This is a genomic window from Aneurinibacillus aneurinilyticus ATCC 12856 (assembly GCF_000466385.1).
Classification (GTDB): Bacteria; Bacillota; Bacilli; order Aneurinibacillales; family Aneurinibacillaceae; genus Aneurinibacillus; species Aneurinibacillus aneurinilyticus.
Genome location: NZ_KE952734.1, coordinates 1 through 7,016, shown reverse-complemented (window position 1 = coordinate 7,016; position 7,016 = coordinate 1). Strand labels below are relative to the sequence as shown.

Genomic DNA, 7,016 nt, shown 5'->3' with positions numbered 1-7,016 from the left:
ATCGCATTTTCATTCATTACAGGAATGCTCCTTTTTTGAGTTAGGCGGCTTTTCTGGCCGCCTTTTTCAGTAGATTATAGGCGATGCTGATGAGCCCGATCTCGATGCTCACCTTGGCCAGCCCACGAAGGGAAAACCGACGGAACGACCGATTGCCCTTGAACTGACCGAAAACACTCCTAATGTCCACTTTTCGTTTCGCATAGAGTTGTTTCCCTTCATCCGCCTAAAGGCGTTCCTGTACTTTCTTTTTATATTGTTGGTAGGTCGTGTTTACCTGGGTACTGCGTCCATACTTAGATGTGGTACATGCCGAACGGAACGGACACCCTTCACATTCTCTACACTGATAGGTGCGAATGGTAGATTCATATCCGAATTCTGTCCGTTGTTTTTTCTCAGAAACGAAGTGCAGCTCTTTACCCGCAGCACAAAGAAACACGTCCTTTTCCTGATCATATACCCAGTTTGATTGATGATGAGGATTCTTCTTGAACGAACGTGTTTGTTCTTTTTCATACATCTCATATTTTACGTATGCTTCTTTTCGGCTTCCTGAAGATGGGGAATGAGGCAGCGAGTATCACCTGGACGCTAATGAACCGTATAGGCAAGAATGAATGGGTCATTTGAAGCCATCTGGACATTATATCCTGGCTTTAACTGTCCGTTTTTCATGTGATCTTCCTTCATTCGCATAAAGGTTGCATCAGGATCGGTCTTGGAGTAGCTGTTTCGAGCCCTACAAGTCGCAAGCTGTTTTTCATATTTGACGCTTCGTGGGAGAAAGGCGTCCTTCATTTTCTTTACGGCTTTTTTCAGTTCTTTATTTTTCGGCTCTTGTTCCAGGCGTTTTTCCCATTCCTGCACTTTTTCTTGATTTTTTCAGATGTGATGATGGACTTTGTTTCTTCTTCCGCTGTGATCTCATCAATGTGCTTGATGAGCTGGTCCACTTTCGTTTCCAGCTTCTTTTTGTAGTTTTCCGCACTTTTTTTCCAAACAAAGGTGTACCAGTTGGCATTCGCTTCAATCTTGGTACCATCTACAAAATAATCATCGAGATGGACATGGCCTTCTTCGACAAGAAGCATCAGGACTCGTTTAAATAGCTCTTCCACCAACCCCTTTCCTCGTTCAGACCGGAAACGGTTGATCATGCGAAAATCGGGTTTTTGAAAGGCGCTTAACCACAGGGGGAAGACTCATGTTTTCTTCAAGTTGGCGTGCAATTTCCCTACCTGCATAGATCTTTTGCGTATAGACGTATACAAGAATCTTGGTCATCATTTTAGGATGAAAACTACTGCGCCACCGCCGGGATAATAACGAAGGAAATGGAAGTCGGGGATTCGTTCTATCATGTCATTCACCACATGGGCCACACTGTGTCGCGGGATTAATTCACTGATATCCATTGGAAGCATAAGCTGGTTCACGTTATAATCGATAAAGGAAATATGATCATGTTTCATAAGAGAATCGCTCCTTGTGTAGCTGTTGTGTGGTAACTTAATTATAACAAAGAGAGCGATTCTTTTATTATATAAAGATATACATACGTCAAAAAAGTAGCTGGCATCAAAAGGTTACTTTACGTATCCTTTTGGGTAGGCCCCTTTTGAGAAACATTTGTTATTAACCAAGATACTTCTCATTATTTTTTCTATTAGGATCAATAGTATTAATAGATTGAAGAGTCTTACTGTCTGTTGATATTGTGACTTCTGTTTTTTGCCCTTGTTCATCCGTTACGATAACCTGAACAAATACTTCATAGGCCCTACTATAATTACCGGGGTTTTTATGGTCAATACTGCTTCCATCAATGGTTGCAGATATATCCTTAAACTCCGCCATAGTTGCTTTAACTCCAGAATGTTTTTCTGAAAACTGTTTTGCTAACTCTAAGTATTCATCACAATTATTTCTATACTCTTCCCTAAGTTTTTCAGGATCAAAAGGTACAGTTGTTCCCTTTTTCTCATATTTTTTTGATGCAGAGACTCTGGCACCAGATATAGCTTCTACGACAAAGCTATAGGTGGGCGCTGCATCTGAAATATCACTACCCGGTTCCATAATGTCACCTTTCCAATATGCTTTGGCGACATCAGGATCAATGAAAAAGGACATATAGATTGTCTTGCCGCTTAGGTCCACTTTAAACATATTCCACAGATATTGAGCTCCAATTTCAGCTGCCTGATCCACAGGCAATGCACCAGAGTTTATAGATCGCATAACCTTGTTCTCTAAAACTTGGTAATCAGCTTTTACATAGTCTTTAGCTTTATCAATAAATGTATTGTTAACGTTGTACGTTGTAGAAATGGATTCCTCCTTATCCAATGCCATTGCCATTACTACATTGTTCGCCCCTATAAAAACCGTACTACATAAAGTAATAGCCGCTGCACTTACAACTACTGTTTTCCAAGTGTTTTTTTTCTTTTTTTCCACTATTTGTTTCACAAAATAAATCTCCTTTCAAAATTAATTTTAGTGGTAAACACAAATATAATATAAATCCATAATATTATTGAGTTAATATAAACTTGTTATGAACTTGTAAAAGTTAATTTTACTGTGGTACCAACCTTGGGCAATGATTCAATTGAAAGTACAGCATTATGACAATGAGCTATTTGTTCACAGATAGAAAGCCCAAGTCCTACACCACCTTTTGCCCGATTGCGTGATTTATCCACCCGATAAAACGGTTCTGTTAATTTATTGATTTCATTTTGTGGAATACCCCAACCATTATCCCGAACAGATAAAACTCTACAGCCATTTTCAATGTAGGCATTCCATACAATAACCCCTCCAGGATTACAGGCTTTTATTGCATTATCAGTAAAATTGACGAGCAAACTCTGTAGTAAATCCTTATCCCCATAGAGAGAATCAACATCAATCTTCCATCTAAGTGATATTTGATTTTCCGCCAATTTTGCTGCAAGAGATTTCTGTGAGTGTTCAAATAGACTGTTTACATCGACTACTTTCATTTTAATTAACTGATTTCTTAATGTGGCTAACTCCAAAAGTCGGTTTGATATATTGAGCATGTATTGGCTCTCAGACATAATATAACTGGCTGCAAATATTTTTTCTTCATCGCTAATGGTGGCCTTCTGGATATATTCAGCAAATCCATAAACTGAAGTAAGAGGGGTACGTATCTCATGAGCTAAGTTATCTACAAATTGCTGTTTCTGCTCAGACGCCTCTGCTAATTGGGTAATACGACGTTGAATTTCCTCTGCCATATTATTGAAACTCCCCGCCATTTCAGCAAGTTCATTACGACCAGACACGATAATACGATCATCATATTGTCCATTAGCAATTTTTCTTGATGCCGTAGATACCATATCTAGTGGTTCAAAAACACGACTGAGAATCAATTGAAGGCTGGCCGCTAAAATAATAGTAAATATGATGCCAACTAGCAATAAAATACGCTGTGTTTTCTGCCATGTTTTTAAGTTATCAGAGATATCATGAAGATACTGAATGCTAAATCTATTATTTGTTCCCGGCAACTCTCCAACGATCTTAAAGTAAACACGATCATTTATATGATGAAAAGTGGCCTTTCTAATGCCAGACTCAATAGAATAAGATGTTAATTCGCCTGCACGTTCCGGCAAATTGCTATATACAATTTTCCCTTGGGAAAGTAATTCTAAAAACACACCTTGTTTTTGATAATACTCCGTATAGAAATTAAAAAGCTGCTCTAATGCATCATCTAAATTCCCTCCCCTGTCAACTATAGCCATAAGGTCCTTACCGAAAGATGATGAAATAAAATAATGTTCATTTATTCCACGTTCCTTTATAATATTCATCTGATTGTTAAAAATAAAAACTGAAATAAAAAATAGACTAGAGAAGAATACTATCAAAAATAAAGTAAAGGTTGCACTAAATGTTCTGAACTTCAATCCAACACCTCTAGTCTATATCCCAATTTATATACTGTCTTTATGTAATTATCTAAACCCAGTTTTTTTCTCAACTTTGTGATATGAACATCAACCGTCCTTGTGTCACCTTCAAAATCATAGCCCCATGCCAACCTCAATAGCTTCTCACGTGAAAGAGCAATATTACGGTTTCTAATCAAAGCCACCAGCAAATCAAACTCTTGCGGGGTAATATCAACCAATTCATTATTAAGAAAGGCTTGTCGACCATCTAAATCTATTCGAATATTATCTAGTACAAAAAACTTTTGCTCTTTATTTGTTCGACGAAGCACAGCTTCAACTCTTGCTTGTAATTCCAACATTTCAAAAGGTTTTACAATATAATCGTCAGCACCTAATGTCAGACCCTTAACTCGGTCTGAAAGAGAGCTTTTTGATGTAAGAAAGATAACGGGTATGTCCATTTCTTTTGCTATCTCTAAAACTTCATAACCATTCATTTTAGGTAGCATTATATCCAATAATATTAAATCAAAAGTGTACTTTTGTATGATTTCAAGCACAGCTTCACCATCATATACAGATACACACTCATGACCTACTAGTTCTAGATTTCTGCTAATTAAAATATTGATAGGCATTTCATCCTCAACAATTAAGATTAATGCCATAAAATTCACCCCTTTTCTATTTCTAAACTTTTTAACTAGACTCTTGCATTTTTCCGTCCGATCCCAAAAATGGACATACGGGTGGCGTAAAAGACTAAAATGTAACAATTACGAATATAGTCTTAAGTTTTTGAGCACTTCAGCCAGTGGTTTTTGTGCCCATCCTTGTTCATAAGCATACAGAATGAGTTGTCCTAGGCAATCCTTTCGGATACGACGCACCATATCTCCCAATGCGAGCGACGGCGAATGGCGTTTCTCTTTCGCTTGTTCAAGCGCCAAAAACGTATACGCCAGAAACTGAATCGTCCAAAATCGTTCGATCCCTTTGTGCGAAAGGTACTGGTACTGATCAAAGCCAAGCAACTCCTTGAAGTACCGATACCCCACTTCGATTTGCCAGCGTACAGCATAGTGGCGCAGGACGGTCACGACATCCAGGCTCGTATCCGTACACATCAGGCAAAACGGGGGTTTTTTCGGGTCAAACTTATCTTCCCAGGACAAAAATACACGCACATTTTCCATGTTGCTCAGCGGTCCTTCATACGCGTACACCTTATACGTCTGACCGTCTACGGTAACGGGGCAGAGGTCAGTCGGGCGAAGAACGGTGGATGCAAATGTGGAGGCTTTGATTTTCATCCTAAACGGAGCGATCATTCGATTGGAGCGAAACGCGCCGATGACATGAAATCCCTTTTGGGCACAGGCATCGATCCGCTTTTTACTAGTATACCAGCTGTCGATCAGGACGTATATGTGTTCGTCTGGTGAAGAAGAGTAGATCTCGATGAGTTCAATCGCCAGTTCATTTTTACTTTTAAACGGGATGTTTCTCTCTATACAATCTTCCTTTCGAAAATAGGAGCGAAAATCCCAGGCAACCGAGATATCCCCTGTTACCACATGAGCCGTCACGAGCGAATGAGACCAGACGGATTTCCCTTCGGAATGGGAGTAGTGAAAATCGAGCCGTTCTATTTTTACGGTGGAACGCTCTTTTTTACATAGCGTGTCGTCCAGACTCAAAAACGTGATCGGGCGTGTGTCCCCTCGTGTGGCTCGTGTCTGGCGAATGGTTTCCATCAAATAGGAAAGCCTCTGATTCGTGACGTGTTTGGAACACCAAGGGGATTCCTGTAAAAAGCGAGTCATACAGCTAAGGTCGCGATCATGGCTTGTCGATCTGCGAATTTGGCTGATATTTACATGCCCTTCGCAAAGAATGATGCCGTGAAGAAAGGCGAGCAAATGGCGACGTTGTGGCTTTGATAGAAGTAAATTCAACACGAAAACAAACTTGATGATAGAGGAATGAAAGGCTGCCATAAGGTTGGACATTTTCCTTTTGAGTGATTTTAGGTGTGGTAGCCCAAACTTCTACAAAAGGCCGGAATGTCCTTTTTTATTGCGCATTTATCGACAATTTTTTTGCAAGAGTCTAGAAGTGTAACTTATCTAGTTGAAGACCTCTCAAGCTTTATCTCTGGTGCTGATTTAACGGACGAAGATATAAGGGATCCAGCAGCATTCGATATTGGTATCTTGGAAGAGGAACAACAGAATGAATAATTAGGCAAACTTGTGTTAGTCAAATAAGGAGGGAGCGGCATGTTCATTGGTAAAAATCTGACCAATCTACGAATCATGCATGGATATTCGAAAAAAAGCTCTCTGAAATGTTAGATGTTACAGAAAAGGAAATATCCGTAAATATCATATTTGACAATTCAACACAAGAATGGCAAATTAAAGAATAGTATAAAAAGAGCGCCCTTTTTATAAGGGCGTTCTTTTTATACCATAGTCATGTTTGCTTAAACAAAATTTATAAGCTTGAAAGGAGCGAGAAACGTTGATTGATGAAAAAGGAAAGGTGTGGGGAATTATAAATCCCATTGACTTTCTTCTGTTCCTTATTCTGCTTTTCGGTATCGTTTTTATTGGTGTAAAAATGATGCAGCCAAATGAAATCGTTCAACAAAAAAAAGAAGTCACATATAGTTTATATAATAGTACAGAGTACGCATTTATTGTAAATCGGATTAAGGAAGGAGACATTTTAAGAAATCAAGATAACGGAGATATCCTTGGGGAAGTTATTTCTGTAAAAACTCAACCTGGGAAAGTAATTACTACAAAATCAGATGGAACGATGACTATTAGTCAAGTACCAGATAAGTCTTCCGTGATTATAACGCTAAAAACTAAAGCAAAAGTAAAAGGTACAGATTTAGAGCAGGGGAATATTCCGCTACTTAGAGGAGCAAAAGTAAAAATTAAGGGGCCAAGCTATTCTCTAGAGACTGTTATTAACGATGTATCTTCTTAACATAAGTTTACATATTATGTACTTAAAAATTAGGGTGCATGTGAACTACCCACCACTTAAAACCTGACG

General features: G+C 38.8%; 8 protein-coding genes and 2 pseudogenes. 2 read left to right on the top strand and 8 right to left on the bottom strand.

Translation table 11 applies throughout. From position 1 onward, the window contains the following. Positions 1-40: 40 nt before the first annotated feature. The 8 genes and pseudogenes from HMPREF0083_RS30335 to HMPREF0083_RS06895 all read right to left on the bottom strand — a co-directional run bounded on the left by HMPREF0083_RS30335 (position 41) and on the right by HMPREF0083_RS06895 (position 5,944). Positions 41-523, bottom strand: a pseudogene (locus HMPREF0083_RS30335) (transposase). A 295-nt stretch (positions 524-818) separates the two neighbouring features. Further along, positions 819-1,121 carry a hypothetical protein gene (locus HMPREF0083_RS30330; protein ID WP_051354565.1) on the bottom strand — a complete coding sequence of 101 codons (303 nt, stop codon included), beginning with the start codon at positions 1,119-1,121 and terminating at the stop codon, positions 819-821. A 16-nt stretch (positions 1,122-1,137) separates the two neighbouring features. Further along, positions 1,138-1,287: a hypothetical protein gene (locus tag HMPREF0083_RS30325; protein ID WP_429635894.1), complete on the bottom strand. Its 150-nt coding sequence runs from the start codon at positions 1,285-1,287 to the stop codon at positions 1,138-1,140. Further along, the gene (locus tag HMPREF0083_RS30320) at positions 1,287-1,475 is read right to left on the bottom strand and encodes a hypothetical protein (RefSeq protein ID WP_021620456.1); all 189 of its coding nucleotides are present in this window, start codon (positions 1,473-1,475) and stop codon (positions 1,287-1,289) included. The genes HMPREF0083_RS30325 and HMPREF0083_RS30320 overlap by 1 nt, the downstream gene beginning before the upstream one ends. Positions 1,476-1,638: 163 nt before the next feature. After that, the gene (locus tag HMPREF0083_RS06910; RefSeq protein ID WP_021620455.1) at positions 1,639-2,475 is read right to left on the bottom strand and encodes a hypothetical protein; all 837 of its coding nucleotides are present in this window, start codon (positions 2,473-2,475) and stop codon (positions 1,639-1,641) included. Between the two features lie 86 nt (positions 2,476-2,561). Further along, the gene (locus HMPREF0083_RS06905) at positions 2,562-3,956 is read right to left on the bottom strand and encodes a sensor histidine kinase (protein ID WP_040301817.1); all 1,395 of its coding nucleotides are present in this window, start codon (positions 3,954-3,956) and stop codon (positions 2,562-2,564) included. Then, on the bottom strand, positions 3,953-4,612 hold the full coding sequence (locus HMPREF0083_RS06900) for a response regulator transcription factor (protein ID WP_021620453.1): 660 nt from the start codon (positions 4,610-4,612) through the stop codon (positions 3,953-3,955). Before HMPREF0083_RS06900 ends, HMPREF0083_RS06905 begins: the two co-directional genes overlap by 4 nt. 108 nt (positions 4,613-4,720) lie before the next feature. Next, positions 4,721-5,944: an IS701 family transposase gene (locus HMPREF0083_RS06895; RefSeq protein ID WP_167331545.1), complete on the bottom strand. Its 1,224-nt coding sequence runs from the start codon at positions 5,942-5,944 to the stop codon at positions 4,721-4,723. A gap of 117 nt (positions 5,945-6,061) precedes the next feature. On the opposite strand from HMPREF0083_RS06895, the pseudogene HMPREF0083_RS30315 reads away from it, so the two are divergent. Continuing rightward, positions 6,062-6,187, top strand: a pseudogene (locus tag HMPREF0083_RS30315) (spr1630 family ClpXP-sensitive toxin); the annotation flags it as partial. A gap of 283 nt (positions 6,188-6,470) precedes the next feature. Continuing rightward, entirely contained in the window at positions 6,471-6,947 is a 477-nt protein-coding gene (locus tag HMPREF0083_RS06890) for a DUF4330 domain-containing protein (RefSeq protein ID WP_021620450.1), read from the top strand. Positions 6,948-7,016: the final 69 nt, after the last annotated feature.

Excerpts from the sequence above, each read along its gene's own strand:
- HMPREF0083_RS30325 (WP_429635894.1), bottom strand. The coding sequence starts at position 1,287 with ATGACCAAGATTCTTGTATACGTCTATACGCAAAAGATCTATGCAGGT.
- HMPREF0083_RS06900 (WP_021620453.1), bottom strand. The coding sequence starts at position 4,612 with ATGGCATTAATCTTAATTGTTGAGGATGAAATGCCTATCAATATTTTA.
- HMPREF0083_RS30320 (WP_021620456.1), bottom strand. The coding sequence starts at position 1,475 with ATGAAACATGATCATATTTCCTTTATCGATTATAACGTGAACCAGCTT.
- HMPREF0083_RS06895 (WP_167331545.1), bottom strand. The coding sequence starts at position 5,944 with ATGGCAGCCTTTCATTCCTCTATCATCAAGTTTGTTTTCGTGTTGAAT.